This is a genomic window from Janthinobacterium sp. NKUCC08_JDC (assembly GCF_019345575.1).
GTDB lineage: Bacteria > Pseudomonadota > Gammaproteobacteria > Burkholderiales > Burkholderiaceae_D > Janthinobacterium > Janthinobacterium aestuarii.
In genome coordinates this window covers 126,519-150,745 of sequence record NZ_JAHKQW010000009.1, presented here as the reverse complement: position 1 = coordinate 150,745, position 24,227 = coordinate 126,519, and the positions used below count along the sequence as shown (strand labels likewise).

The 24,227-nt window shown below is 64.2% G+C and carries 20 protein-coding genes; 14 read left to right on the top strand and 6 right to left on the bottom strand.

The window, feature by feature from the left end; all coding sequences use genetic code 11:
* Nucleotides 1-16 precede the first annotated feature (16 nt).
* The gene (locus KO538_RS20220) at nt 17-1,324 is read left to right on the top strand and encodes a DUF3472 domain-containing protein (protein WP_257620468.1); all 1,308 of its coding nucleotides are present in this window, start codon (nt 17-19) and stop codon (nt 1,322-1,324) included.
* 3 nt (nt 1,325-1,327) lie between these two features.
* Here KO538_RS20220 and KO538_RS20215 read toward each other — a convergent pair whose 3' ends face one another.
* The gene (locus tag KO538_RS20215; RefSeq protein ID WP_139143520.1) at nt 1,328-1,840 is read right to left on the bottom strand and encodes a hypothetical protein; all 513 of its coding nucleotides are present in this window, start codon (nt 1,838-1,840) and stop codon (nt 1,328-1,330) included.
* Nucleotides 1,841-2,115: 275 nt separating this feature from the next.
* Between KO538_RS20215 and KO538_RS20210 the strand changes: the two genes are divergently transcribed.
* Nucleotides 2,116-2,757: a hypothetical protein gene (locus KO538_RS20210; RefSeq protein ID WP_139143519.1), complete on the top strand. Its 642-nt coding sequence runs from the start codon at nt 2,116-2,118 to the stop codon at nt 2,755-2,757.
* 73 nt (nt 2,758-2,830) lie between these two features.
* On the opposite strand, the gene KO538_RS20205 is transcribed toward KO538_RS20210, so the two are convergent.
* Both KO538_RS20205 and KO538_RS20200 read right to left on the bottom strand, forming a co-directional pair.
* The gene (locus KO538_RS20205) at nt 2,831-3,208 is read right to left on the bottom strand and encodes a SirB2 family protein (RefSeq protein ID WP_034751260.1); all 378 of its coding nucleotides are present in this window, start codon (nt 3,206-3,208) and stop codon (nt 2,831-2,833) included.
* An 84-nt stretch (nt 3,209-3,292) separates the two neighbouring features.
* Nucleotides 3,293-3,739, bottom strand: a complete 447-nt coding sequence (locus KO538_RS20200; RefSeq protein WP_219329446.1) for a GNAT family N-acetyltransferase — start codon at nt 3,737-3,739, stop codon at nt 3,293-3,295.
* A gap of 282 nt (nt 3,740-4,021) precedes the next feature.
* On the opposite strand from KO538_RS20200, the gene KO538_RS20195 reads away from it, so the two are divergent.
* From KO538_RS20195 to KO538_RS20185, 3 genes are all read left to right on the top strand, one after another.
* A complete protein-coding gene (locus KO538_RS20195; RefSeq protein WP_034751255.1) occupies nt 4,022-5,266 on the top strand; it encodes a nitrate/nitrite transporter in 1,245 nt (414 codons plus the stop codon).
* Complete coding sequence (locus KO538_RS20190; RefSeq protein WP_219329445.1) at nt 5,263-6,648, top strand: NarK family nitrate/nitrite MFS transporter; 1,386 nt, start codon at nt 5,263-5,265, stop codon at nt 6,646-6,648. The genes KO538_RS20195 and KO538_RS20190 overlap by 4 nt, the downstream gene beginning before the upstream one ends.
* 61 nt (nt 6,649-6,709) lie before the next feature.
* Nucleotides 6,710-7,402 carry a carbonic anhydrase gene (locus KO538_RS20185; protein WP_034751250.1) on the top strand — a complete coding sequence of 231 codons (693 nt, stop codon included), beginning with the start codon at nt 6,710-6,712 and terminating at the stop codon, nt 7,400-7,402.
* 120 nt (nt 7,403-7,522) lie between these two features.
* On the opposite strand, the gene KO538_RS20180 is transcribed toward KO538_RS20185, so the two are convergent.
* Nucleotides 7,523-7,894, bottom strand: coding sequence for a hypothetical protein (locus KO538_RS20180; protein WP_034751248.1), 372 nt, complete (start codon nt 7,892-7,894; stop codon nt 7,523-7,525).
* A gap of 245 nt (nt 7,895-8,139) precedes the next feature.
* Between KO538_RS20180 and KO538_RS20175 the strand changes: the two genes are divergently transcribed.
* The 9 genes from KO538_RS20175 (at nt 8,140) to KO538_RS20135 (ending at nt 20,595) form a co-directional block, all read left to right on the top strand.
* A complete protein-coding gene (locus KO538_RS20175) occupies nt 8,140-11,838 on the top strand; it encodes a nitrate reductase subunit alpha (RefSeq protein WP_219329444.1) in 3,699 nt (1,232 codons plus the stop codon).
* Between the two features lies 1 nt (nt 11,839).
* Nucleotides 11,840-13,390, top strand: coding sequence for a nitrate reductase subunit beta (narH, locus tag KO538_RS20170; protein ID WP_034751243.1), 1,551 nt, complete (start codon nt 11,840-11,842; stop codon nt 13,388-13,390).
* A 9-nt stretch (nt 13,391-13,399) separates the two neighbouring features.
* Nucleotides 13,400-14,068 (top strand): nitrate reductase molybdenum cofactor assembly chaperone, encoded by a 669-nt coding sequence (gene narJ / locus KO538_RS20165; protein WP_257620467.1) that lies wholly within the window; start codon nt 13,400-13,402, stop codon nt 14,066-14,068.
* 27 nt (nt 14,069-14,095) lie between these two features.
* Nucleotides 14,096-14,782, top strand: a complete 687-nt coding sequence (narI, locus tag KO538_RS20160; RefSeq protein WP_070305903.1) for a respiratory nitrate reductase subunit gamma — start codon at nt 14,096-14,098, stop codon at nt 14,780-14,782.
* A 15-nt stretch (nt 14,783-14,797) separates the two neighbouring features.
* A complete protein-coding gene (locus tag KO538_RS20155) occupies nt 14,798-15,544 on the top strand; it encodes a peptidylprolyl isomerase (RefSeq protein ID WP_219329443.1) in 747 nt (248 codons plus the stop codon).
* 102 nt (nt 15,545-15,646) lie between these two features.
* Entirely contained in the window at nt 15,647-16,633 is a 987-nt protein-coding gene (gene moaA, locus KO538_RS20150; protein WP_034751232.1) for a GTP 3',8-cyclase MoaA, read from the top strand.
* Nucleotides 16,634-16,677: 44 nt separating this feature from the next.
* Entirely contained in the window at nt 16,678-18,564 is a 1,887-nt protein-coding gene (locus KO538_RS20145; protein ID WP_235194215.1) for a type IV pili methyl-accepting chemotaxis transducer N-terminal domain-containing protein, read from the top strand.
* Between the two features lie 22 nt (nt 18,565-18,586).
* Nucleotides 18,587-19,249: a response regulator gene (locus tag KO538_RS20140; RefSeq protein WP_034751227.1), complete on the top strand. Its 663-nt coding sequence runs from the start codon at nt 18,587-18,589 to the stop codon at nt 19,247-19,249.
* A gap of 134 nt (nt 19,250-19,383) precedes the next feature.
* Complete coding sequence (locus KO538_RS20135; RefSeq protein WP_219329442.1) at nt 19,384-20,595, top strand: NnrS family protein; 1,212 nt, start codon at nt 19,384-19,386, stop codon at nt 20,593-20,595.
* Nucleotides 20,596-20,602: 7 nt separating this feature from the next.
* On the opposite strand, the gene KO538_RS29460 is transcribed toward KO538_RS20135, so the two are convergent.
* Nucleotides 20,603-20,728, bottom strand: coding sequence for a hypothetical protein (locus tag KO538_RS29460; protein ID WP_257620466.1), 126 nt, complete (start codon nt 20,726-20,728; stop codon nt 20,603-20,605).
* A gap of 16 nt (nt 20,729-20,744) precedes the next feature.
* Nucleotides 20,745-24,188: a response regulator gene (locus KO538_RS20130; RefSeq protein ID WP_219329441.1), complete on the bottom strand. Its 3,444-nt coding sequence runs from the start codon at nt 24,186-24,188 to the stop codon at nt 20,745-20,747.
* Nucleotides 24,189-24,227 lie beyond the last annotated feature (39 nt).

The following is a 24,227-nucleotide window of genomic DNA, read 5'->3' as shown; positions in this document are numbered from 1 at the left end:
CCACCAGGAGACGTTGATGAAACACAGAAGTTCATTACTCTATGCCATCCTTCCCGCCATGCCCTTGCTGCTGGCGGCCTGCGGCGGCGCCACCGCCACGGGCAACGGCAATACGGCCTTGCTGGCGGCCAGCGTGGCGGCGCCCGCCACGACGGCGACCGTGGAACTGGCCGGTAACGCCTTCATCACCAGCGGGGACGCAGGCGCCGTCATCAACGAACGCGGCCTGGCCGGCTGGAGCAATCCCGATGCCGTCGCCAGCACGTATTTCCGCGTGGCCGAGGCGGGCTCCGTGCAGGTGGCGCTCGACGCCAGCCTGGCCGATGGCGGCAACAGCACCATCCGCGTGAAGATCAATGGCACGCCGTTCGACGTCAAGCTGGCCGGCAAGGAGCGCAAGACCTATGCCGTCGGCACGGTCAATGTGCCGGCGGCCGGCTATGTAAAGGTCGACATGCAGGGTCTCAAGCGCGTGAAGGGCACGTTTGGCGACGTCGCGGCGCTGAAGGTGACGTCGAATACGGCGCTCACCTATGCGAATGACCCCGCCAACTACTACTGGTCGCGGCGCGGCCCGTCCGTGCACATGGGTTATACGGTGCCGGCCAATACCGAGTATTTCTATAACGAGATGACGATTCCCCAGGGCCAGGACGCCATCGGCTCCTACTTCATGGCCAACGGCTTTGGCCAGGGCTACATGGGCATACAGGTGAAGTCGCCGAGCGAGCGCTGGATATTGTTCTCCGTGTGGGATGCCGACAATGGCGCCAAGACCACCCTGGTCAGCAAGGGCGCCGGCGTGGTCGACAATGCGTTTGGCGGCGAGGGCACGGGCGGCCAGACCTATCTGTCGTATAACTGGGCGGCTGGCACGACGTACCGCTTCATCACGCGTGCGCGGCCCGACGGCAATGGCGGCAGCGATTATTCGGCTTGGTTCTTCGCGCCCGAGACGGGCAAGTGGCGCTACATCGCCACCTGGAAGCGGCCGGCGATCTCCACGTATCTGACGGGCGTGCATTCCTTCCTCGAGAACTTTATCGATACCCTGGGCTACACGGAGCGCCGCGTCCAGTTCGGCAACCAGTGGGCCAGGAACGTTTCCGGGACATGGACCGAAGTGACGGCGGGAAGGTTCACCGGCGACGCCACGGCCACGAATGCGCAGCGCATGGATTATGCGGGCGGGCTGGAAAACGGCAAGTTCTACCTGCATAACGGCGGCTTCTTCGCCGACTATGTGAAAACCAGCCAGAACTTTACGCGGCCCGCGACGGGCCAGGCGCCGGCCGTCGATGTCAGCGCCTTGCCGATGCAGTAAGTCTTACCCTGGCCGCTTGCCTACCATCGCATCGATGCCGCGATAGTAGGTGAGCGGCCGGCCTATCGTCACGCCCATCAATGCCGCCGCCTGGATGATGTCGTCCGTGTCGCGCCGGTAGACGATCAGCGCATCCATTTCGTCGGAGCCGTTGCCGTCGATCTGGATCAGGTCATAGCCGCCTTCTTCCACGGCGCGCTGCGCCAGTTCCGTATCCAGCCACTCGAAATAGGGCAGCACGCTGCCGCCGCTTTCCTTGAGCAGTGCGTACGGGAAGTCGGGGAATTCGTCGAACATGTCCTGTATCTGTTCGTGCAATTCATCGATCTTGTCGCTCGACGCCATATGGCCGCCCAGCTGCGAGAGGAGTTCCAGCGCGTAGGCTTGCGCATCGCTGTCGACCCATTCCTCGCGCGGCGCGGAGGGAGCTTCGGTGATGGCGGCGACGGCGTCGTCGAGTTCCTCGCCTTCCAGATCACCGCAGGTCAGCTTGGTCAATAGTTCGGATAAGAGCATGGTTGCCTTTCAGGGGAGCAGCACGGCCACGGTGGCTGCCTTGTCGATGAAGTTGCCAATACTATCATTGCCGTGCAGCTTGCCGCGTTCCGCAGAAGTCGTATGGCGTCCTTTGACTACTTGTCAACTAGACATTTTCGTGCCAGGCGGATACACTGAAAATATTTCCAATTAGCAATATTTATCTGGACTCATGCAGGCACAGGCGCGCTTGCCGTCCTTTGCCCTTTGCCCATCACTTGTGACCCATTTCTTCATTTTATTCAGGATCATCCATGTTTGTCCGAACCACCATGCTGCGCGCGCTGGCGTGCGCCGTCTTGCTGCCTGCGCTGTTGTCGGCCTGTGTCACCGGCCGCAATAGCGCGCCTGCGTTTACCTACACGACACCCGACCTTGCCAAGGGCGTTGTCGTCGGCACCGTGTTCGAGAGCTCCGTCTTCGAGGCGCATGGCGCCAGGTTCGGCATCGTCAGCAGCGACCCTGCCGCCCTCGAGGGCAAAAGTCTGTGGTTATCCAGCCATGCTCCCGCCGGCCAGGTCGCCTTGCAGAATGTCTTGCCAAAAGTACCTACGGGCAAAGGCAGCACCTTTGCGCTGCAGCTGACGCCGGGACGCTACAGCGTCATCATCTGGCTGCTTGACTATGGATTCAGGTCCAGGTACTCCGAATCGTCGCCGAAGCCGATCGAGTTTGACGTCGTTGCTGGCAAGGTCATCTACCTGGGACGTCTGGATGCCAACCGTTTCCTGCAAGTGGCTTCGATACACGACAATTTCGAGGAAGATATCGCATACCTGAAGAAAAATCCCTTGCTGGCCAATGCCAGCATCGAGAACAAGGCGCTCGAGGTGCGTGAATGGTGGCTAGAGGACGCCCTTGGCAAGGAAATTCAGGAAAGAAACCGCGCCAAATAAGCACCTGCAGGTCGCGCCGCGCACGCGTCACTCTGTACTGCAGGCGCGACCCTGCGCTACATTTTTTGCTGCATCAGAGCGGCCAGGCCTGTTTGGTCACGGCTACGGCGACGATGTAGGCGAAGACCAGCACGGCGAGCGCGAAGGCGGCGCCGCGCACGGCCGGCGTCTTGCCCCGTTTCAGCGCGATGGTGCCCAGCACGATGTAGGCCACCAGTGCGCACAGCTTGGCGGCCAGCCAGGGCTGGCTGCCCGGCGACTGGCCGCTCCACACGGCCAGGGTGATGGCGCTGGCCAGCAAGGCCGTGTCGACCAGGTGCGGCAGGATTTTTACCCAGCGCTGCTGCAAGGCGGGCGAGGCGCGCAGCATCCATGCGCCGCGCAAGAGGAAAAGCAGGCCGCTGGCGGCGGCGCAAGCCATGTGGAAATGCTTGAGGCTCAGATAGTCCATATGTCCATGCGGTCGTTATTCAAAGTAGCGCCAGCATAGCCGCCTTTGGCGCGCCGCGCCATACGCCGTCGGAGGGACGCGCAATCAGCGGCACCATTTCATGTACACGAGCTCCGGGTCTCCCTCGTCGAGATGGTCGATCTGTCCGCTGCGCACGAAACCCGCGCTGGCGAACAGCCGTTGCGCGGCCAGATTGGACTGGTTCGTCGAGGTGAATAGCTTCGCCGTCGTGCACGCGGCTTCGGCGGCGGCCAGCAGGCGCACGCCCACGCCGCGCCGCTGGTGGCCGGGAGCGACCACCACCAGCGAGACAAAACCGTAATCGAAGAAATCGTCGCGCGTGAGGACATAGCCTGCCACCTGGCCAGCCTGGATGGCCACTTGGCAGTGCCCCTGGCCGACGGCGGCGCGCACGGCATCGCCCCGGCTGGCGTGCGCCTGCGCATAGGCATCGCAGGCCAGCATGGCGTCCACATCGGCCGGCAGCGCCGCGCGCGTGATGATACCGTCTGTTTCGTCTCTGTTCTGCATGGCGTTCTTTTTCTCCAGGCGCCGAGTGTGCCAAAAATGCGTCCGTTTGTAAAACACTCGCCATCCAGGCTAGGTTCATACCCCGCCATCTAGTCACTTTTGCCGATGCGGCTATCCAGATTGCCTTTCCAGAATCACCCTGTGGCCGATAGTGCCTTTCGACTCTGCCACGTAAGCTGGTCGGGACGGCTGGCCAGACGGCCAGTGCATTCATGGAGAAACATCGTGGCTACCCTAGATGGCACTAAGAACAACAGTAGTAACAAGGCAGTCGAACCCGGCATGCGGCGCAAGCAGGCGTCCGTGCTGATCAGCAGCACCTTCGCATTTACCATCTGCTTTGCAGTCTGGATGATGTTTGCCGTGCTGGGCATCCCCATCAAGACCAGCCTGGGCTTGACTGAAACACAATTCGGCCTGCTGGCCGCCATGCCCGTGCTGACGGGCTCCCTCGTGCGCGTGCCCTTGGGCATCTGGACGGACAAATACGGCGGACGCCGCGTCTTCTTCTGGCTGATGCTGGCCAGCGTGGTGCCGATCTACCTGATCTCCTACGCCACCGCCTATTGGCACTTCCTCGTGCTGGGCATGTTCGTGGGCCTGGCGGGCGGATCGTTTTCCGTCGGCACGCCCTACGTGGCGCGCTGGTATGAAAAGGAGCGCCGCGGCCTGGCGATGGGTATCTTCGGCGCCGGCAATTCCGGTTCCGCGCTGACCAAGTTCGTCGCCCCGGGCATCGTCGCCGCCTTCGGCTGGCAAATGCTGCCCAAGGTGTATGCGGTAGCCATGCTGGCCACGGCCATCATCTTCTGGCTGTTTTCGTACACGGACAAATCGCATCTGGCGCCATCGGGCGAAAGCTTCAGCGCACAGATGAAGGTGCTGAAGGATCCGCGCGTGTGGCGCTACTGCCAGTACTACTCGGTGGTGTTCGGCGGCTACGTGGCGCTGGCGCTGTGGATGACGAAGTACTACGTGGCCGAATACGGTTTTGATTTGAAACACGCGGCGCTGCTGGCCGCCTGCTTCTCGCTGCCGGGCGGCGTGCTGCGCGCCGTGGGTGGCTGGATCTCCGACAAATACGGCGCGGCGAAAGTCACCTGGGCCGTGATGTGGGTGTGCTGGGTGTGCTTCTTCCTGCTGTCGTATCCGCAAACACAGATGGTCGTGGAAACCGTCACCGGTCCGCTGGCCTTCCATATCGGCCTGTCGCCGCTGTGGTTCACCGTGCTGCTGTTCATCGTCGGTATCGCCATGGCCGTGGGCAAGGCGTCCGTCTTCAAGTTCATCGGCGATGATTTTTCCGACAACATCGGCGCAGTCTCGGGCGTGGTCGGCCTGGCCGGCGGCTTGGGTGGCTTCATCCTGCCCGTGATGTTCGGCGCCCTGGTGGACTTCACGGGCGTGCGTTCGAGCTCCTTCATGCTCCTGTACGGCACCGTCTGCGTCTCCCTCGTCTGGATGTATTTCTCGTTTAAGCCGCTGCGCGCGGCACCTACCAACCAACTCGCAGGAGCTAAAGCATGAGCCGCTACATGATCAATACGTGGGAGCCGGAAACCCCGAGCTTCTGGCAAAACACGGGCAAGGCCACGGCCGCGCGCAATCTGTGGATCTCGATCCCCGCGCTGCTGCTGGCATTCGCCGTGTGGATGGTGTGGAGCGTGGTGGTGGTCAACCTGCCCAACATCGGCTTCACCTACAGTAACAACCAGCTGTTCTGGCTGACGGCCTTGCCCGGCCTGTCCGGCGCCACCTTGCGCATCTTCTATTCGTTTATGGTGCCGATCTTCGGCGGGCGCCGCTGGACGGCCATTTCCACGGGTTCCTTGCTGATTCCCGCCATCGGCATCGGCCTGGCCGTGCAGGATGTGAACACCGGTTATCCGACCATGCTGATCCTGGCCCTGCTGTGCGGCTTCGGCGGCGGCAATTTCGCTTCGTCGATGGCCAACATCAGCTTTTTCTATCCTAAGGCCAGCAAGGGCTTCGCGCTGGGCATGAATGCTGGCCTGGGCAACCTGGGCGTGTCGGTGGTGCAGTTCGTCGTACCGCTGGTGATCACGTTTGCCGTCTTCGGCGCCTGGGGCGGCGATTCGCTCACCTGGGTCAAGAATGGCGTGAGCAAGGACATGTGGCTGCAAAACGCGGGCTTCATCTGGGTGCCGTTCATCGCGCTGTCGACCTTGCTGGCCTGGTTCGGCATGAATGACCTGGCATCGGCGAAAGCATCGTTTTCCGAGCAGGCAGTGATCTTCAAGCGCAAGCACAACTGGCTCATGTGCTGGCTGTACACGGGCACCTTCGGCTCCTTTATCGGTTATTCGGCCGCGTTTCCGCTGCTGATCAAGATCCAGTTCCCCGACGTGAACCCGCTCGATTACGCCTTCCTCGGCCCCCTCGTCGGTGCGCTGGCGCGCGTGGCCGGCGGCGTGATTTCCGACAAACTGGGCGGCGCCAGAGTCACCCTGTGGTCCTTCCTCTTGATGATCGGTGCCGTGCTGGGCGTGCTGTACTTCATGCCGCAAGCGGGCGTGGGTGGCAGTTTCAATGGCTTCTTCTGGATGTTCATGCTGCTGTTCGCCGGCACGGGCATCGGCAACGCGTCGACCTTCCGCATGATCCCCGTGATCTTCCTGACGGAACACCAGCGCGCGGCGGCCGGCAAGGGCAAGGCGGCGCAGGAGCAAGCCATCGTCGACGCCAACAAGGAAGGCGCGGCCGTCCTGGGCTTCACCTCGGCCGTGGCCGCGTATGGCGCCTTCTTCATCCCGAAAAGCTACGGCACGTCGATTGCGCTGACGGGCAGCCCCGACGCGGCCCTGTGGTGCTTCATCGGCTTTTATGTCAGCTGCATCGCGATCACATGGTGGTGCTATGCGCGCAAGAACGCGCCGATGCCTTGCTAGTTAGCGTCAGAACGCCGGGCGAGTCCTGCTTGCCTGGCGTTGAACACAGTAAGAGGTAGTCATGGAAGAACTGGAAAAATTCGTCAACGGCTTCAGCCTGTTTCAGCAGCAGTATTTCAGCGAGCCGCAAACCTTGTACGACAGCCTGCGCGACGGGCAGCGGCCCTCGACCCTGCTGATCGGCTGCTGCGATTCGAGGGTCGACCCCATGCTGCTGACGGGCAGCGACCCGGGCGACATGTTCGTCGTGCGCAATATCGCCAACCTGGTGCCGCCGTGTACCCCGGACGCGCCGCCCGGCGTCAGTTCGGCCATCGAGTTCGCCGTCTGCAAGCTTGAAGTGGCCAGGGTCATCGTGCTCGGCCATGCGCGCTGCGGCGGCATCCGCGCACTGCTGGAACCGCAGCCGCGCGCGGAAGGCCAGGAAACGGACTTCGTGGGCCAGTGGATGCGCATCGCCGAACCGGTGGCGCAAAGAGTGCGGCGCGAGCTGGCGCACCGTTCATCGGCGGAACAACACCACGCGTGCGAGCTGGCCAGCATATTGCAGTCGCTGGACAACCTGCTCACCTACCCATGGCTGAAGCGCAGGGTGGAGCAGGGCGTGTTGAAATTGCATGGATGGTATTTTGATATCGACAGCGGGGCGCTGATGGCGTATTCCGCGCGCCAGCAGCAGTTTTTGCCCCTCGTCTGTCCAATAGAAAGGGCGCGGCATTTGCATGAGCGCCCTTGGCCGGATGCAGGCAGATAATCCGAAACGTGCGGCCAACAAGGTGTCGGATTACGCTACGCTAATCCGACCTACGTCGCTCCACAGTTGCCTCGTCAGGTAGGTCGGATTAGCCCGCAGGGCGTAATCCGACAAGCTCCCTCAACTAAAACGTAACAAATCCCCGCTGCGGTCAAACGCCAGCAGGCTGTCGATGCGGCCTTGCTCGATGGCCGTCACCATGGCGCGCAGGGGCGCCTCGCATTCCTGCGCGGCCGGCGGCTGGCCTTCGCGACCCGCAAGTCCCGCCACGAAGACCACATCCCAGTGCGTCTGCATCTGTTTCGACTCCTCCTTCAATGTCTCGAAGCTGTCCAGTTCCTCGGGCAGCTTGTCGGCGCACATCACGGGCGTGAGGGACTTGCCCTGGCCGCCAGGCTGGGCCTGCGCCTGGGTAAAGGTGAACAGCAGGCGTTGCGGCTGCTCCTGGTTGCGGGCGCTGCTCAGCAGGCTGGCGTAATCGGTAATCGGCATGATGCTCTTTCTCTGTGTTGAACGATGACGACAGGTATACCGCAGCTCCGCCGCGCCGCCCATAGGCAATAGTGACTATCCGGGTGACTACGCGCCTATGCATTCCTGGTGCCGGAAACCGACTTCTTGCCAATACCGCCGGGCACGGCGCATCGATAGACTGTTTGTATCGACGCTTGAGCCATCGTGCTTGCAGCGTTTTTTAAGACCTGGCGCCGCTGTCGGCGGCGCAATGTGGAGGTAGCATGAGTCACTTTCTGGACCGCCTGAAATTTTTTAGCAAGCCCGCCGAGCCGTTTTCAAACGGCCACGGCACCGTGGTCGATGAAGACCGTACCTGGGAAAACGCCTACCGCCAGCGCTGGCAGCACGACAAGATCGTGCGCTCCACGCATGGCGTGAACTGTACCGGCTCGTGCAGCTGGAAGGTGTATGTCAAGAATGGCCTGATCACCTGGGAAACGCAGCAAACCGATTACCCGCGCACGCGGCCCGACCTGCCCAACCACGAACCGCGCGGCTGCCCGCGCGGCGCCAGCTATTCCTGGTACGTGTATTCGGCGCAGCGCGTGAAATACCCGATGGTGCGCGGCCGCCTGATGGAAATGTGGCGCGAAGCGCGCAAGACCATGGACCCCGTCACGGCCTGGGACTGGATCAGCCAGGACCCCGTGCGCTCGCAGCAGTACAAATCCATCCGCGGCCTGGGCGGCTTCGTGCGCGCCACCTGGGAAGAATCGAATGAAATCATCGCCGCCGCGAATGCGCTGACGATCAAGAAATACGGCCCGGACCGCATCGTCGGCTTCTCGCCGATTCCCGCCATGTCCATGGTCAGCTATGCTTCCGGCACGCGCTATCTGTCCCTGATCGGCGGCGTGGCCCTGAGTTTCTACGACTGGTACTGCGACTTGCCGCCAGCCAGCCCGCAAGTGTGGGGCGAGCAGACGGACGTGCCGGAATCGGCCGACTGGTACAACTCGACCTATCTGATGGTGTGGGGCTCGAACGTGCCGATGACGCGCACGCCGGACGCCCACTTCTACACGGAAGTGCGCTACAAGGGCACGAAAACCGTCGCTATCTCGTCCGACTACGGCGAAATGGTGAAGTTCGGCGACATCTGGCTGGCGCCGAAGCAGGGCACGGACGCCGCGCTGGCGCTGGCCATGGGCCACGTCATCCTCAAGGAATTCCACTCGGAAGGGCAGAGCGCTTACTTCCGCGACTATGCGCGCCAGTACACGGACTTCCCCATGCTGGTGCTGCTCAAGGAACATAACGGCACCCTCGTGCCCGACTACTTCCTGCGCGCTTCGCACCTGGACAACAACCTCGACGAAACGAATAATCCTGAATGGAAAACCCTCGTCATCGACGAGACCACGGGTGCGATTACCGCGCCGGCCGGCTCCATCGGCTTCCGCTGGGGCGAGTCGGGCAAGTGGAATCTGGAACAGAAGGCTGGCGGCAGCGGTGCGCCCATCGTGCCGATGCTCTCCATGATCAATGACAGCGACGCCGTCACGGAAGTGGGCTTTGCCTACTTCGGCGGCAAGGATGCGTCCGACATGTTGCTGCGCAAGGTGCCGGTGAAAACCATCCGCCTGGCCGATGGCACGACGGGTCTCGTCACCACCGTGTTCGACCTGACCCTGGCCAACTACGGCATCGACCGCGGCCTCGGTGGCGAAAACGTGGCGGAAAGCTATGACGATGACGTGCCGTACACTCCCGCATGGCAGGAAAAGCACACGGGCGTCAAACGCGCCGACGTCATCACCGTGGCGCGCCAGTTTGCGGAAAACGCGGACCAGACGCGCGGCAAGAGCATGGTCATCGTCGGTGCCGGCCTGAATCACTGGTACCACATGGACATGACCTACCGCGGCATCATCAACATGCTGATGATGTGCGGCTGTATCGGCCAGTCCGGCGGCGGCTGGGCCCATTACGTGGGCCAGGAAAAACTGCGTCCGCAAACGGGCTGGACGCCATTGGCCTTCGCCCAGGACTGGGTACGTCCGATGCGCCAGATGAACGGCACCTCGTTCTTCTATGCCCACACGAGCCAGTGGCGCCACGAAAAGCTGGAAACGGGCGATATCGCCTCGCCATCGGCGGCCGGCGGCACGGGCGACCTGACCCTGCTCGACTACAACGCCAAGGCCGAGCGCATGGGCTGGCTGCCATCGGCGCCGCAGCTGCAAACGAATCCGCTGGAAGTGGCCAAGGCCGCTGCCGCCGCAGGCCAGAAGCCGGCCGCGTATGCGCTCGACCAGATCAAGGCGGGCCAGCTGCAGTTCTCGTGTGATGACCCGGACAATCCGGCCAACTTCCCGCGCAATATGTTTGTGTGGCGCTCGAATATCCTCGGCAGCTCGGGCAAGGGCCACGAGTACTTCCTGAAATACCTGCTCGGCACGCAAAACGGCTTGCTCAGCGACGAAGACGACTGCCTCACGCCGAAACAGGTGAAAGTGCGCCCGGCCGCCGAAGGCAAGCTCGATCTGCTCGTGGTGCTGGACTTCCGCATGTCGACCACGTGTTTGTATGGCGACGTGGTGCTGCCGACGGCCACCTGGTATGAAAAAGACGATCTGAATACGTCGGACATGCATCCGTTCATCCACCCGCTGTCCGAAGCCGTGCAGCCGCTGTGGCAATCGAAGTCGGACTGGGAAATCTACAAGGGCATCGCCGAGAAATTCTCTGAAATCGGCGGCGAGCTGCTGGGTACCCAGCAAGACATTATCCTCACGCCGCTGATGCACGACACCCCGGGCGAACTGGGCCAGCCTTTCGATCCCAAGGATTGGCGCGCCGGCGAATGCGAAGCCATTCCCGGCAAGACCATGCCGAACATGACGGTGGTCGAGCGCAATTACCGCGACGTGTACAAGAAGTTCACCTCGATCGGCCCGCTGCTGGAAACCATCGGCAACGGCGGCAAGGGCATTTCCTGGAAAACCGGGCATGAAGTCGACGTCCTGCGCGGTATCAACCGCACGGTGCTGGACGAGGGCGTGTCGCAGGGCCAGCCGCGCCTCGATACGGCCATCGATGCGGCCGAGATGATTTTATCGCTGGCGCCGGAAACGAATGGCCACGTGGCCGTGAAAGCCTGGGCCGCGCTGTCCTCCATCACGGGACGCGATCATACGCACCTTGCATTGCCGCGCGAGCATGACAGCATCCGCTTCCGCGATGTGCAGGCGCAGCCGCGCAAGATCATTTCCTCGCCCACCTGGTCGGGCCTGGAAAGCGAAGAAGTCAGCTACACGGCCGGCTATACCAACGTGCATGAACTGATCCCTTGGCGCACCCTGACTGGCCGCCAGCAGTTCTACCAGGATCACCTGTGGATGCGCGATTTCGGCGAGGGACTGTGCGTCTACAAACCGGCCATCAACACGAAGACGACGGAAGCGCTGCTGGGCACCAAGCCGAACGGCAACAAGGAACTGGCGCTGAACTTTTTGACGCCGCACCAGAAGTGGGGCATCCACTCCACGTATTCGGACAACCTGCGCATGCTGACATTGTCGCGCGGCGGACCGCACGTGTGGCTGTCGGAGACGGACGCGCAAGCTGCCGGCATCGTCGACAACGATTGGATCGAAGTCTTCAACGTCAATGGCAGCCTGACGGCGCGCGCCATCGTCAGCCAGCGCATCCCGGCCGGCATGACGATGATGTACCACGCCCAGGAAAAGATCATCAACGTGCCTGGCGCGGAGATGACGGGCAAGCGGGGCGGCATCCATAACTCGGTGACGCGTGCCGTGCCCAAGCCGACGCACATGATCGGCGGCTACGCCCAGCTGGCGTACGGCTTCAATTACTACGGCACGGTGGGCTCCAACCGCGATGAATTCGTATTGGTGCGCAAGATGAACAAGGTCGACTGGCTCGAAGGCCCGTTGCAGGAACAAGGAGCATAGTATGAAAATCAGAGCGCAAATCGGCATGGTGCTGAACCTGGACAAGTGCATCGGCTGCCACACCTGTTCCGTCACCTGCAAGAACGTATGGACCAGCCGCGACGGCGTCGAGTACGCATGGTTCAACAACGTGGAAACCAAGCCCGGCATCGGCTATCCGAAGCAGTGGGAAAACCAGGACAAGTGGAACGGCGGCTGGCGCCGCACGGATGCGGGCAAGATCGAGCCGCGCCAGGGCAGCCGTCTGAAGATTCTGGCGAATATCTTCGCCAACCCGAACCTGCCCGCCATCGACGAGTACTACGAGCCGTTCACCTACGACTACGAGCACCTGCAAAGCGCGCCGCTGTCGCAGACGCCGCCGACGGCCCGTCCGATCTCCGTGCTGACGGGGAAAAAGATGGAAAAAATCGAGTGGGGTCCGAACTGGGAAGATGACCTGGGCGGCGAGTTTGCCCAGCGCAGCAAGGACAAACTGTTCGACAACATGCAGAAGGAGATGTACGGCACGTTCGAAAACACCTTCATGATGTATCTGCCGCGCCTGTGCGAGCATTGCCTCAACCCGACGTGCGTGGCGTCTTGCCCATCGGGCTCCGTGTACAAGCGCGAAGACGACGGCATCGTGCTGATCGACCAGGACAAGTGCCGCGGCTGGCGCATGTGCATCTCCGGTTGCCCGTACAAGAAGATTTACTACAATTGGTCGTCCGGCAAGGCGGAGAAGTGCACGTTCTGCTTCCCCCGCATCGAAGCTGGCCAGCCTACCGTGTGCTCGGAAACGTGCGTGGGCCGCATTCGCTACCTGGGCGTGCTGCTGTACGACGCCGACAAGATCGAGGCTGCCGCCTCCGTGCCGCAGGAGCAGGACCTGTACCAGGCGCAGCTCGACCTGTTCCTCGATCCGCACGACCCGGCCATCATCGCCGAGGCGCGCCGCCAGGGCATCCCCGACCTTTGGCTGGAAGCGGCCGTCAAGTCGCCCGTCTACAAGATGGCCGTCGAGTGGAAAGTGGCGTTCCCGCTGCATCCCGAATACCGCACCTTGCCGATGGTGTGGTACGTGCCGCCGCTGTCGCCGATCCAGGCGGCCGCCGAATCGGGCAAGCTGGGCGTAAACGGCATGCTGCCGGACACCCAAAGCCTGCGCATTCCCGTGCAGTACCTGGCCAATCTGCTGACGGCCGGCGACCAGCCGCCCATCGTCACGGCGCTGGACCGCATGCTGGCCATGCGTGCCTACATGCGCAGCAAGACCGTCGAGAAGGTGGAAAACCTCACGGTCCTCAAGCAAGTGGGCTTGAGCAAGGCGCAGGTGGAGGACATGTACCACATCATGGCCATCGCCAATTACGAAGACCGCTTCGTCATCCCCAGCAGCCACAAGGAAATGGCCGAGGACAGCTTCAACGAGAAGGGTTCGTGCGGCTTCAGCTTCGGCAACGGCTGCTCGGACGGCACCAGCGAACCGACCTTGTTCGGCAAGAAAAAACACGGTTCGGCCATCTTCATGCAGATGCCGAAGTCGCGCAAAACGGCGCCAGGCGCTTAAGGAGCTGATATGGAACACGCTATGCATCACTACCAAGTCCTTTCGCGCCTGCTGCTGTATCCGGAGCCCGAGCTGATCACCCACCTGCCGCAGCTGGACGCCGCGCTGGCGGCCGTGCCGGAGCAGCACGCGCTGCTGCGGCCCTTGCTGGCGCACCTGGAAAGCAGCAGCCTGATCGACCTGCAGCAGCAGTACGTGGCCACGTTCGACCGCAACCCGTCGCACTCGCTGCATCTGTTTGAGCATATCCACGGCGAATCGCGCGACCGGGGCCAGGCCATGGTCGACCTGATGGAGGAGTACAAGCGCCACGGCCTGCAAATGGTGGGCGACGACTTGCCCGACTTCGTGCCGCTGTTCCTGGAATTCCTCGCGCAGCTCGACGAGGAAGTCTCGGCGCCGCTGCTGGGCGACGCCGTCCACGTGCTGGCGCACATCGGCCGCAAGCTGACGGCCAACGGCAGTCCGTATGCGCCCGTCTTCACCGTGCTCGAACGCCTGAGCCCCGTGGCGGCGGAAATGCTGGCCGAACCGCCGGTGCGCGACATGGATGAAGCGCTGGAAACCTTCGGTCCCGGTGCGGACGGCGTCGAGCCGCTGCTGCGCCAAGGTCCGGCCCAGGTTCCGGGCGGCGTCCATCCCGTGCATTTTCACCCGCAGCCGCGGCGCGCCGCTTGAAGCGCGTCCGCATGAGGAGAGTACATCATGAGTAATTACTTGCATCAATTTGTGTATGGCATTTATCCATACATCGCGCTGGCCATCTTTTTCCTCGGTAGCCTGATCCGTTTCGACCGCGAGCAATACACGTGGAAGTCCGATTCTAGCCAGCTGCTGCACCGCGGCAGCCTGCGCCTGGGCAATATCCTGTTCCACATCGGCATCATCGGCCTGCTGTTCGGCCATGCGGCCGGCTTGCTCACCCCCGTCTGGGTGTGGGATACCCTGGGCGTGTCGCATAGCCTGAAGCAGGGCGTGGCCATGGCGGCCGGCGGCGTGATGGGCGGCCTGTGCCTGGTCGGCATCCTGATCCTGCTGGTGCGCCGCTTCAGTAACGACCGGCTGCGCGCCGTCACCACGGCCGGCGACAAGCTGGTGATGGTGTGGATCCTACTGACCTTGCTGCTGGGCCTGTCCTCGATCTTCGTCTCGGCTTCGCACATGGATGGCCACATGATGGTCTTGCTGATGAACTGGGCGCAGCACATCGTGACCTTCCGCGGTGACGCCGCCAGCTTCATCGTCGATGCGCCGCTGGTGTTCAAGCTGCACCTGTTCATGGGTATGTCGCTGTTCGTCATCTTCCCGTTCACCCGTCTGGTGCACGTGTGGAGCGGCTTCGGCGCCATCGGATATCTGGGCCGCGCCTATCAACTGGTGCGCCGCCGCTAAGAAAGGAATCACATCATGGGAATCTCCGTCAATGGCATCGATATCGACGATGCCGACATCGCGCAGGAACTGCCGCATCACGACGGCGCCGGCAACCCTTTGAAGCAGGCCGTGCATGAACTGGTGCTGCGCCGGCTGCTGCTGGAAGAAGCCGAGCGCCTCGGCGTGCAGGGCGGCAGTATTGATGACCGCATCGAAGCGCTGTTCGCGCAGGAAGTGCGCGTGCCGCCCGCCGATGATGCGGCTTGCCGCACCTTTTATGCGCAGCGCCCGCAGCTGTTTAGCAGCGGGGCGCTGGTCGAGGCGCGCCACATCCTGTTCCAGGTGACGCCCGAGGCGCCCCTGGAGCTGCTGCGCACGACGGCGCAAGCCGTGCTCGACGCCTTGAAACTGGCGCCCGAACGCTTCGGCGAACTGGCGGCGCAGTATTCGAACTGCCCGTCGGGCGCCCTGGGGGGCAACCTGGGCCAGCTGTCGCCGGGCCAGAGCGTGCCGGAATTCGATGCGCTGCTGTTCCGCCTGGAAGCGGGCGCGCTGGCCGGCCATTTGCTGGAAACGCGCTTCGGCTACCACATCGTGCAAGTGCTGCGCCGGGTCGAGGGCCAGCCCATCGCCTACGAGGCCGTGCAGGCGCAGATCGCCGACCGCCTGTCGCGCGCCGCGTGGCAGCGGGCCGTGCACCAGTATCTGCATTTGCTGGTGGGACGCGCCGAGATCGCAGGCATCGAGCTCGAAGGCACGGCCAACCCGCTGGTTCAGTAGGTAGAAATGCGTAGGCCGAAAGGCGTAGGCCGCTAGGCCTTCTGGGGCACAGCCAGATCGTGCCCCAGCCTTTACAATCAAGTAAGAAACAGGAGTAGCGTCATGGGTAGCGTCAAGTTGCAGGACCGTTTTGGCCGTTCGATCGATTATGTGCGGCTGTCCGTCACCGACCGCTGCGACTTGCGCTGCAGTTACTGCATGCCCAAGGGCTTTCGCGGCTTCGAGGAGCCGAAGGACTGGCTGACGTTCGACGAGATCGAGCGCCTGCTGGGCATCTTCGTTCGCCTCGGCACGCGCCGCGTGCGCCTGACGGGCGGCGAACCGCTGTTGCGGCGCAATTTGCCGGAACTGGCGCAGCGGCTGACGGCATTGCCTGGTTTGCAGGACTTGTCGCTGTCGACCAACGCCACCCAGTTGGGCAAGCACGCCGTGGCTTTGCGCGCGGCGGGCGTGGACCGCATTAACGTCAGCCTCGATTCGCTCGACCGCGCCTGCATGCAGCAGATCACGGGGCGCGACAGCCTGCAGCCGATTCTCGATGGGCTGATGGCGGGCAAGGCGGCCGGTTTCGACCCGATCAAGATCAATATGGTGGCCATGCGCGGCATCAATGACGGCCAGATCGAGGCCATGGCGGCGTTTTGCATCGAGCAGCAGTTCATCCTGCGCCTGATTGAAGCCATGCCGATGGGCAGCACGGGCCGCAATGCCAGCTATATGCCGCTCGGTCCCGTGCGCGAGCGCCTGGCGGCGCGTTTTGGCCTGGTGCCGCAGGCAACAGAGCTCGGTGGCGGGCCGGCGCGCTACATGGCGACAGCCGATGGACGCTCGAGCATCGGCTTCATTACGCCCATGTCGCAGCATTTTTGCGCCAGTTGCAACCGCGTGCGCCTGTCCGTCGATGGTACCCTGTATTTGTGCCTGGGCCAGGAAGAGAAATTCGCCCTCGGCCCCATGCTGCGCGGCGGCGCCACGGATGCGGAGATCGAGGCGGCGATCCGCGCCGCCATCGAACTGAAGCCGCAGCAGCATGATTTCAATACGCAGCCCGATAAAATTATCAGGTTCATGGCACAGACGGGCGGCTGAGGCAGTTTGCATTTACATTCAAGGGCGGTATGAAATTCAAGGCGATGTTTTCCTCCTGGCAGAAGCTGTCGACCAAGATCGTCGGCGCGCTGCTGCTCATGCTGGTGCTGGCCTTGAGTGCCATCGGCTGCACCCTGTTCCTGTCCTGGCAGCTCGAAGGCAGTTCGGCCGCCATCAACGAGACGGGCCGGCTGCGCATGCAGACCTACCGCCTGACCCTGCTGCTTGCCAGCGACGCGCGCGAACAGGCGCGCCAGCAAGTGCTGCTGATCGACGAGACCCTGGCCAAGATCGGCCACGGTGACCCGCAGCGCCCCCTGTTCCTGCCCCCCAGCACGGCCATCAAGTCCGAATTCGAACGCATCGGCACGGCCTGGCGCGGCGCCTTGCGCCCGGCAGCGCTGGCCGCCGACTCCACCGCGCGCGCGCGCCAGTTCGAGCACGACGCCGATACCTTCGTGGGGCAGGTCGATCAACTGGTGCGCCTGATCGAGCATGATAGCGAACAGCGCACCTTCTGGCTGCGCGCCTCGCAGCTGATCCTCGTCGGCATGGCCGTCATCGGCACGGTCAGCATGATTTACCTGATGTTCATGCTCATCATCGAACCGGTGACGCGGCTGCGCCTGGGCATGCAGCGCATGAAGGAACGCGATTTCAGCGTGCGCCTGGCAGTGGAAAGCAATGACGAATTCGGCCAGCTGGCCAGTGGCTTCAACCAGATGGCCGACCGCCTGCAGGCGCTGTACGGCAACCTGGAAGAGGGCGTGCGCAGCAAGACGGCCACTCTCGAATACCGCAACCGCGAACTGGCGCTGCTGTACGAAAGCGCCGCTTTCCTGCAGCGCCCGCAGCCGCTGGAAGACATCTGCGGCGGCTTCATGCAGCGCATCGTCGATTATTTCGAGGCGGACGGTTCCACCGTGCGCGTGCTCGACGCCGAGCGGGGCAACCTGCACATGGTCGTGCATACGGGCCTGTCCGAGGAACTGGTGGCGTCCGAGCATTGCCTGAAGGTGGGCGACTGCCTGTGCGGCACGGCCGTCGAGATGAAGGTGGCGAAGGTGCACGACATGCGCCGCATCGACAAGGCGCACGAGCTGCGCTGCCACCGCGAGGGCTTTGCCACTGTCTCCGTCTTCCATATCCACGCGCACGAACAGCACCTGGGCTTCTTCAACCTGCATTTCCGCCATGCGCGCGTGTTTTCCGCGCGCGAGCTGGCCTTGCTGGAAACCCTGGGCCAGCTGCTGGGCATCGCGCTGGAAAACCTGCGACTGGCCGCGCGCGAACGCGAAATGGCCATTTCCGAAGAGCGCAACCTGGTGGCGCAGGGCCTGCACGACAGCATCGCGCAAAGCCTCAATTTCCTCAACCTGCAGGTGCAGATGCTCGACGACTCCGTGCGCAACGCCCGTTTCGACGAGGTGGCGGGCATCGTGCCGGCCCTGCATGCGGGCGTGAAGGAAAGCTATGAAGACGTGCGCGAATTGCTGGCCAACTTCCGCAGCCGCCTGATGGAGGACGATTTGATCGGCTCCCTGCGCGCGGCCGTGGACAAATTCCGCCGCCAGACGGGCATCGACGCCGAACTGCTGGCCGATGTGGACGGCGCGCCGTTCCCCCGCGAGCAGCAATTGCAGTTATTATTCATCGTGCAGGAAGCGCTGTCGAATATCCGCAAGCACGCCCAGGCCAGCCACGTCGAAGTGCGCCTCGCCGATCACCAGGACTTTACCCTGACGATCAGCGATAATGGCGTCGGCTTCGACGCTGCCGCCGTGCTGGAAAAGGGCGACAGCCATGTCGGCATCCATATCATGCGCGAGCGCGCGCAGCGCATCGACGCCACGTTCGACGTGCATGCCTGCCAGGGCGGCGGCACCACGGTCGAACTGCATCTGTCGCGCGAGCAGCGCCGCGCCGCCTGAGTAACTACCTGAAAGTAAAAAAATGGAGACACCCGATAAACCGATCACCGTCATGCTGGTCGATGACCACGCACTGTTCCGCAGCGGCATACGCTCGCTGCTGCAGCGGCATACGGATTTTGCCGTCGTGGGCGAGGCGGCCGATGGCGTGGAAGGCATCAAGCGTGCCATCCAGCTGCAGCCCGATGTGGTGCTGCTGGACCTGAACATGGCCGGCATGTCCGGCGTGGAAGCGCTGCAGCTGATGCAGCACGACTGCCCCGACACGGCCATCGTCATGCTGACCGTGTCCGAAGACGCGGAAGACCTGGCCACGGCCCTGCGGGCGGGCGCCTGCGGCTATCTGATTAAGAATATCGACGCCGACTACCTGGTGCGCGCCATCCGCCGCGCTGCCGCCGGCGAAGTCGTCATCGCCGAAGCGATGACGGGCAAGCTGGTGGCGCAGCTGCAGGCGGGCACGCGGCGCGAGGAACCCGTGTCGGAACTGGACAAGCTCACGCCGCGTGAAAAGGAAATCATCGATTGCCTGTCGCGCGGCGAGAGCAACAAGGGCATCGCGCGCACCCTCGACCTGGCCGAAAGCACGGTCAAGATCCACGTGCAGAACGTGCTGAAAAAACTCAACCTCACGAGCCGCGTGCAGGCGGCCGTGTACGCGGTCGAGCACCGGCAAGGCAAGTAGCCGCGTAGTTGGGGTCAGGCCCGCCGGGCCGGCCCCATGGCCGCTGCCAGTCATTCTTCTAGTCCTTTTTGCCGATGGCCGCCATCGCGCTTTTAAAGTAGTATATTGAATATATCTTTAAAAGAGAGCCCATCATGGCCATCACCCCGATCAGCGAACCATCTTCTCCTCCCGCCGACGCCAGCGCCGCGCCCTGGCATGCGGGCCACGCCGTCTGGCAACTGGGTTTCCGCCCGTTCTACCTGCTGGCGGCCGTGTTTGCGGCCATCGGCATTCCCCTGTGGCTGGCCAGTTATGCGGGCTGGCTGACGGGCGGCCTGCAGGTGGGGCTGGGCTGGCACATGCATGAAATGGTGTTCGGTTTCGCGCTGGCCGTCGTCGTTGGCTTCCTCTATACGGCGGGGCGCAACTGGACTGGCTTGCCGACGCCGCACGGCGCCCAGCTGATGGCGCTGGTGGCGTTGTGGCTGGCCGGGCGCGTGGCCATGCTGTGCGGCCCGGGCCTGTTGCCGGCGCTGGTTGACTGGCTGTTCCTGCCGCTGGCCGCCTGGCCTTTGTACCTGGTGCTGCGCCGCTCGGGCAATACGCGCAACCTGTTCCTCGTCGGCTTGCTGGCCCTGCTGGCGCTGGCCAATGGCCTGTTCCATGCGGCCGTGCTGGGCTGGCTGCCGCTGTCGCTGTTTGTGCCCGTGCAGGCGGCCATTTTCATCATCGTGCTGATCGAATCGGTGATCGGCGCGCGCGTGATCCCCATGTTTACGCGCAATGGCGCACCGGGCAGCACGCCCGTGGCCAGTCCGAAACGCGCGCTGGCGGCCGTGGCCTGCATGGCGGCCGCCGCGATCGCGTGGCTGGCCGGCGCGCCAGCCTGGCTGACGGCGCCGCTGGCCTTCTGCGCCGCCGGCGTGTCGCTTGCCAACCTGCTGGCCTGGCAGCCGCAACGTACGGTGCGCGTGCCGCTGCTGTGGATTTTGCACCTGTCGTATGCGTGGATAGGCATCGGCTTTGCGCTGTTGGCGGCCGCCAGCCTGGGCCTGCTGCCGGCCAGCGCCGCCTTGCACGCGCTGACGGTGGGCTCGATGGCGGGCCTGATCATCGGCATGATGACGCGCACCACGCTGGGCCACACGGGGCGGCCGCTCAAGGGCGGGAAGGCGGAAGCGGCGATGTACTGGCTGATCCAGCTGGGCGCGCTGGCGCGCCTGCTGGCCGCCGTCGGTCCCGCCGCGCTGTCCATGCCGCTGCTGCTGGCGGCGGGAGCCTGCTGGTCGCTGGCCTTTGGCCTGTATGCATGCGTGTATGCGCCGTATCTGTGGCGCGCCAGGGTGGATGGCCGCGAAGGCTAGGCTGGTATCAGGAAGGGCGCCAGACCAGCAGTTCCCGGATTTCCGGCGCCCAGTAGGACAGCGATTCGCCCACGACGAATAGCAGCATGCCCAGCATGAAGGCTCTCAGCAGTAAATCCCTGCACCAGATCATGGCGTCTCCCTAAATTTCACGTCGACAGGTTTGTCATTGGCACGGCCGCCTGGCCGGGCGGCGTCTGTGCCGTGAATGCGGCGGCGGCCTCGATGGCCTGCGCCAGTGCCTGTTCCAGTGCATCGAGGGCGGCCGACGCATCGTCGCCCGCGTGCAGCAGCTGTTCGGCTTGCTGGGCCGCGTGCACGGTGGCGGGCAGGGCCAGGCTGCCGGCCACGCCGGCCAGCTTGTGCGCCAGCGCGGCGGCGTCGGCGCGTGCATCGGCCGCCAGCAGCGCGCGCATGGCGCCCACCGTGTTGCGGTAGGTGCTGCCGAAGTGCGACAGGTGCTGGCGGTAGGGTGCTTCATCGAGCCACTGCTCCATGCCTTGCACCAGGTCGATCACGGGCGCCGCGCCGCCCGCCCGCACGGGCATCGCCGCTTCGGCGACGACGGGCGGCAGGGCCGGCAGCCCTTGCGCGTGGCGCCGGTGCGCGCGCGCGATCAGGGCAATGGTCTGCGGCACGTCGAACGGTTTGCTGATGAAATGGTTCACCCCCGCTTCCAGCGCCGCCGCGCGCTGCGTCTGGAACGCCCCGGCCGTCAGCGCCACCACGGGCAGGTCCTGGAACTGCGGCAGCTGGCGCAGCGCGCGCGTCGCCTGCAAGCCGTCCATGACGGGCATCTGCACATCCATCAGCACGATGTCGACGTCGGCCGGGTGGGCCAGCAGCCAGTCCAGCGCCTGCTGGCCGTCGCAGGCGAACGAGGGCAGGGCGCCCTGGTCGCACAGGATATGGTTGACCACGTCGCGGTTGATGTCGCTGTCGTCGACCACCAGCACGCGCACGCCGGCCAGCACGCGCTCGCCCTGCGCCCCATGAACAACGTCCAGGCCCACGTCCAGGCCGGCCGCTTCGGCGCGCCGCTGGCGCGCTTCCATCGTCGCGTTGTACAGGCTGGAAGCCGTCACCGGTTCATTGAGGATGGCATCGGCCGGACTGGCCGGGTCCGTACGGCGGCGCGCGGGCGCTGTCGCCGGCGTGCCGCTGGCCGCCAGGATGACGATGGGGCAATCCTGCGGCGGCAGGTGCTCGCGCAGGGCGCGCGCCGTGGTTTCGCCGTCCATGTCGGGCATGCGCGCGGCCAGCACGATGACGCCGGGCCGCGCGTCGTCGGCACAGGCCAGCGCATGCTCGAGCGCCGCCTGGCCGCCGGAGACGGCATGCACGCTCCAGCCCAGGCCCTGCGCCACGGCGGCCACGGCGCCGCGCGTGTCGGCCTTGCCATCGGCCAGCAAGACGCGCAAGCCCTGCATGTCGGGCGAGGACGGGACGCTGGCTGCCATCAGCTGCAGCGGCACCGTGAAACTGAAGGTGCTGCCCTGGCCCGTGACGCTGGTCAGGCGCATGGAGCCGCCCATCAGGCGCACCAGCTGGCGGCAGATGGTCAGGCCCAGGCCCGTGCCGCCGAAGCGGCGCGTGGTGGACGTGTCGGCCTGGGCGAAGGCGGAAAAGATCGCCTCCTGCACTTCGGGCGCGATGCCGATGCCCGTGTCGCGCACGCTGAAACACAGCACCGCGGCGTCGCCGTCGCGGCTTTCCAGTGCGCTTGTCAGCTCGACCGTGCCCTGCGTCGTGAACTTGATGGCATTGCTGGTCAGGTTGACCAGCACCTGTTCCAGCCGCAGCGCGTCGCCCATCACCTGGTCGACGCCGTCGGGCAGCGGCCCGATGCGCACCTCGATCGGCTTGTCATGCGCGGCAACGCCCATGCTGGCGGCGATCTTCTCGATCACGTCGGCCAGGCGGAACGGCGCCTGTTCGATGGTCATGTGGCCCGCCTCGATTTTCGACACGTCGAGCACGTCGTTGATGATGCCCAGCAGCGACTGGCCCGCGGCGCGGATCTTGCGCGCCATCTGCAGCGCCTCGCCATCGAGGCCGTCGCGTTCCAGCAGCCAGGCCATGCCGAGGATGGCGTTGAGCGGCGAACGGATTTCATGGCTCATGTTGGCGAGGAATTCCGCCTTGCTGCGGTTGGCCGCTTCGGCCGCGTCGCGCGCCAGCAGCATGGCCTCTTCGGCCTGTTTTTGCGCGCAGATATCCTGGGCAAAGATCAGGGTGGCCGGTCCATCCTTGAGCAGCACGCGCGTGGTGGTCTTGAACATGGGCACGGGCAGGCCCTGCTTGCCCAGGCCGACGGCCTCGAACACCTGTTCACTGGGCGAATCGGCCTCGATCAGCGCTTCGTTGGCGGCCAGCGCCGCCAGCGATGGCGGGGAAATCATGGCGGACCAGGGCAGGCCGTTCAGATTGTCTTCCATCGTGTAGCCGTGCAGATTGCGGTAGCGGGGATTCGAATAGATGAAGTGGCCGTGGCGCAGGATGGCGATGGCCACGGGCGCATCTTCGATCAGGGTGCGAAAGCGCGTTTCGCTGTCGGACACGGCCTGCATGGCCTGGCGCTCGCTTTCCTGTTCCGCATGCCAGGCGGCCTGCTGCCGGCGCCGCCGCTGGCTCCAGAACAGCAGGCTGGCCGCGGCCAGCGCCAGCACGGCAAAGGAGAGGACGTAGCCGAGCGCCTGGCGCCGCAGCGGGGCGGCGATGGCCGCTTCTTCGCGGCTCAGGCCGATGATCAGGGCGCGGTCCATGTGCAGGGCCGTGGGGGCGATGGTCGCCATGGCCATGATGCGGGGGGCGGTGTGGGCGCCGGCGCCGGCAATCTCGACGCCGCTCAGGACACCCGCCTGGTAGCCGCTGTCGCGAAAGCGCCGCAGGAAGCTGCCGGGGACGTCCATATTGCCGCCATTGGCAGTCCTGGCCGGGTAGTTGAGGAACTGCTGGCCGTCGCCATGCAGCACCACGGCCCACACGTCGGGAGCGTACATGGCGGTATGGAACTTGGCCGTGAAGTATTCGGGGGCGAAGGTGGCCACCACCACGCCGGCAAAGCGGCCCTGTTTGTCCTGCACCATGCGCGATGCCGTGATGACCAGGTCGCCCTTGAAGGAATGGAAGGGCGCCGAGATGTACAGCATGCGCGCGTCGGGGGCGTCGCGCGCCGTCTGGAAGTAGCCGCGGCGCGAAAAATCCTGGTTTGCCAGTTCCGTGATGTTGGTGGCGACCGCCTTGCCTTGCGCATCGATGACGAGCATGGTGCGCACGCCCGGCATGGCGTCGACCAGCGCGGCCAGGCGCCGCGGCAGCGCCTGGCCGGCGTCCGGTGCGGGGCCGGCGGCCAGATAGTCGCGGATCACGCCGCCGAGCACCAGGTTGGTCGCCGCCAGGTCGACTTCGATGTTTTTTGCCAACAGCGCCGTCAGCACGCTCAGGCGCTCGCGCTCGGCCTCGTCATGCCGCGTCGCTTCGGCCAGGTGCGCGTAGGCGAGGGCGGCAGCGACGATCAGCAGCCCGAGAAGCAGGAACAGCCACTCGATCCATCGTCTGCGCAACGCCGCCGCCTCTGTGTGATAGCTCATGTGGCGATGCTATACCCGATAGGGATGGAGAACAACTTT

Bases quoted from the DNA above. Each gene is read 5' to 3' on its own strand.
- KO538_RS20190 (WP_219329445.1), top strand. From the start codon at position 5,263: ATGAGCCGCTACATGATCAATACGTGGGAGCCGGAAACCCCGAGCTTC.
- KO538_RS20215 (WP_139143520.1), bottom strand. From the start codon at position 1,840: ATGCTCTTATCCGAACTATTGACCAAGCTGACCTGCGGTGATCTGGAA.
- KO538_RS20200 (WP_219329446.1), bottom strand. From the start codon at position 3,739: ATGCAGAACAGAGACGAAACAGACGGTATCATCACGCGCGCGGCGCTG.
- KO538_RS29460 (WP_257620466.1), bottom strand. From the start codon at position 20,728: ATGATCTGGTGCAGGGATTTACTGCTGAGAGCCTTCATGCTGGGCATG.
- KO538_RS20210 (WP_139143519.1), top strand. From the start codon at position 2,116: ATGTTTGTCCGAACCACCATGCTGCGCGCGCTGGCGTGCGCCGTCTTG.
- moaA (WP_034751232.1), top strand. From the start codon at position 15,647: ATGGGTAGCGTCAAGTTGCAGGACCGTTTTGGCCGTTCGATCGATTAT.
- KO538_RS20220 (WP_257620468.1), top strand. From the start codon at position 17: ATGAAACACAGAAGTTCATTACTCTATGCCATCCTTCCCGCCATGCCC.
- KO538_RS20175 (WP_219329444.1), top strand. From the start codon at position 8,140: ATGAGTCACTTTCTGGACCGCCTGAAATTTTTTAGCAAGCCCGCCGAG.
- KO538_RS20195 (WP_034751255.1), top strand. From the start codon at position 4,022: ATGCGGCGCAAGCAGGCGTCCGTGCTGATCAGCAGCACCTTCGCATTT.
- KO538_RS20130 (WP_219329441.1), bottom strand. From the start codon at position 24,188: ATGAGCTATCACACAGAGGCGGCGGCGTTGCGCAGACGATGGATCGAG.
- KO538_RS20185 (WP_034751250.1), top strand. From the start codon at position 6,710: ATGGAAGAACTGGAAAAATTCGTCAACGGCTTCAGCCTGTTTCAGCAG.
- KO538_RS20205 (WP_034751260.1), bottom strand. From the start codon at position 3,208: ATGGACTATCTGAGCCTCAAGCATTTCCACATGGCTTGCGCCGCCGCC.
- KO538_RS20145 (WP_235194215.1), top strand. From the start codon at position 16,678: ATGTTTTCCTCCTGGCAGAAGCTGTCGACCAAGATCGTCGGCGCGCTG.
- narJ (WP_257620467.1), top strand. From the start codon at position 13,400: ATGGAACACGCTATGCATCACTACCAAGTCCTTTCGCGCCTGCTGCTG.
- narI (WP_070305903.1), top strand. From the start codon at position 14,096: ATGAGTAATTACTTGCATCAATTTGTGTATGGCATTTATCCATACATC.
- KO538_RS20155 (WP_219329443.1), top strand. From the start codon at position 14,798: ATGGGAATCTCCGTCAATGGCATCGATATCGACGATGCCGACATCGCG.
- KO538_RS20135 (WP_219329442.1), top strand. From the start codon at position 19,384: ATGGCCATCACCCCGATCAGCGAACCATCTTCTCCTCCCGCCGACGCC.
- KO538_RS20180 (WP_034751248.1), bottom strand. From the start codon at position 7,894: ATGCCGATTACCGATTACGCCAGCCTGCTGAGCAGCGCCCGCAACCAG.
- KO538_RS20140 (WP_034751227.1), top strand. From the start codon at position 18,587: ATGGAGACACCCGATAAACCGATCACCGTCATGCTGGTCGATGACCAC.
- narH (WP_034751243.1), top strand. From the start codon at position 11,840: ATGAAAATCAGAGCGCAAATCGGCATGGTGCTGAACCTGGACAAGTGC.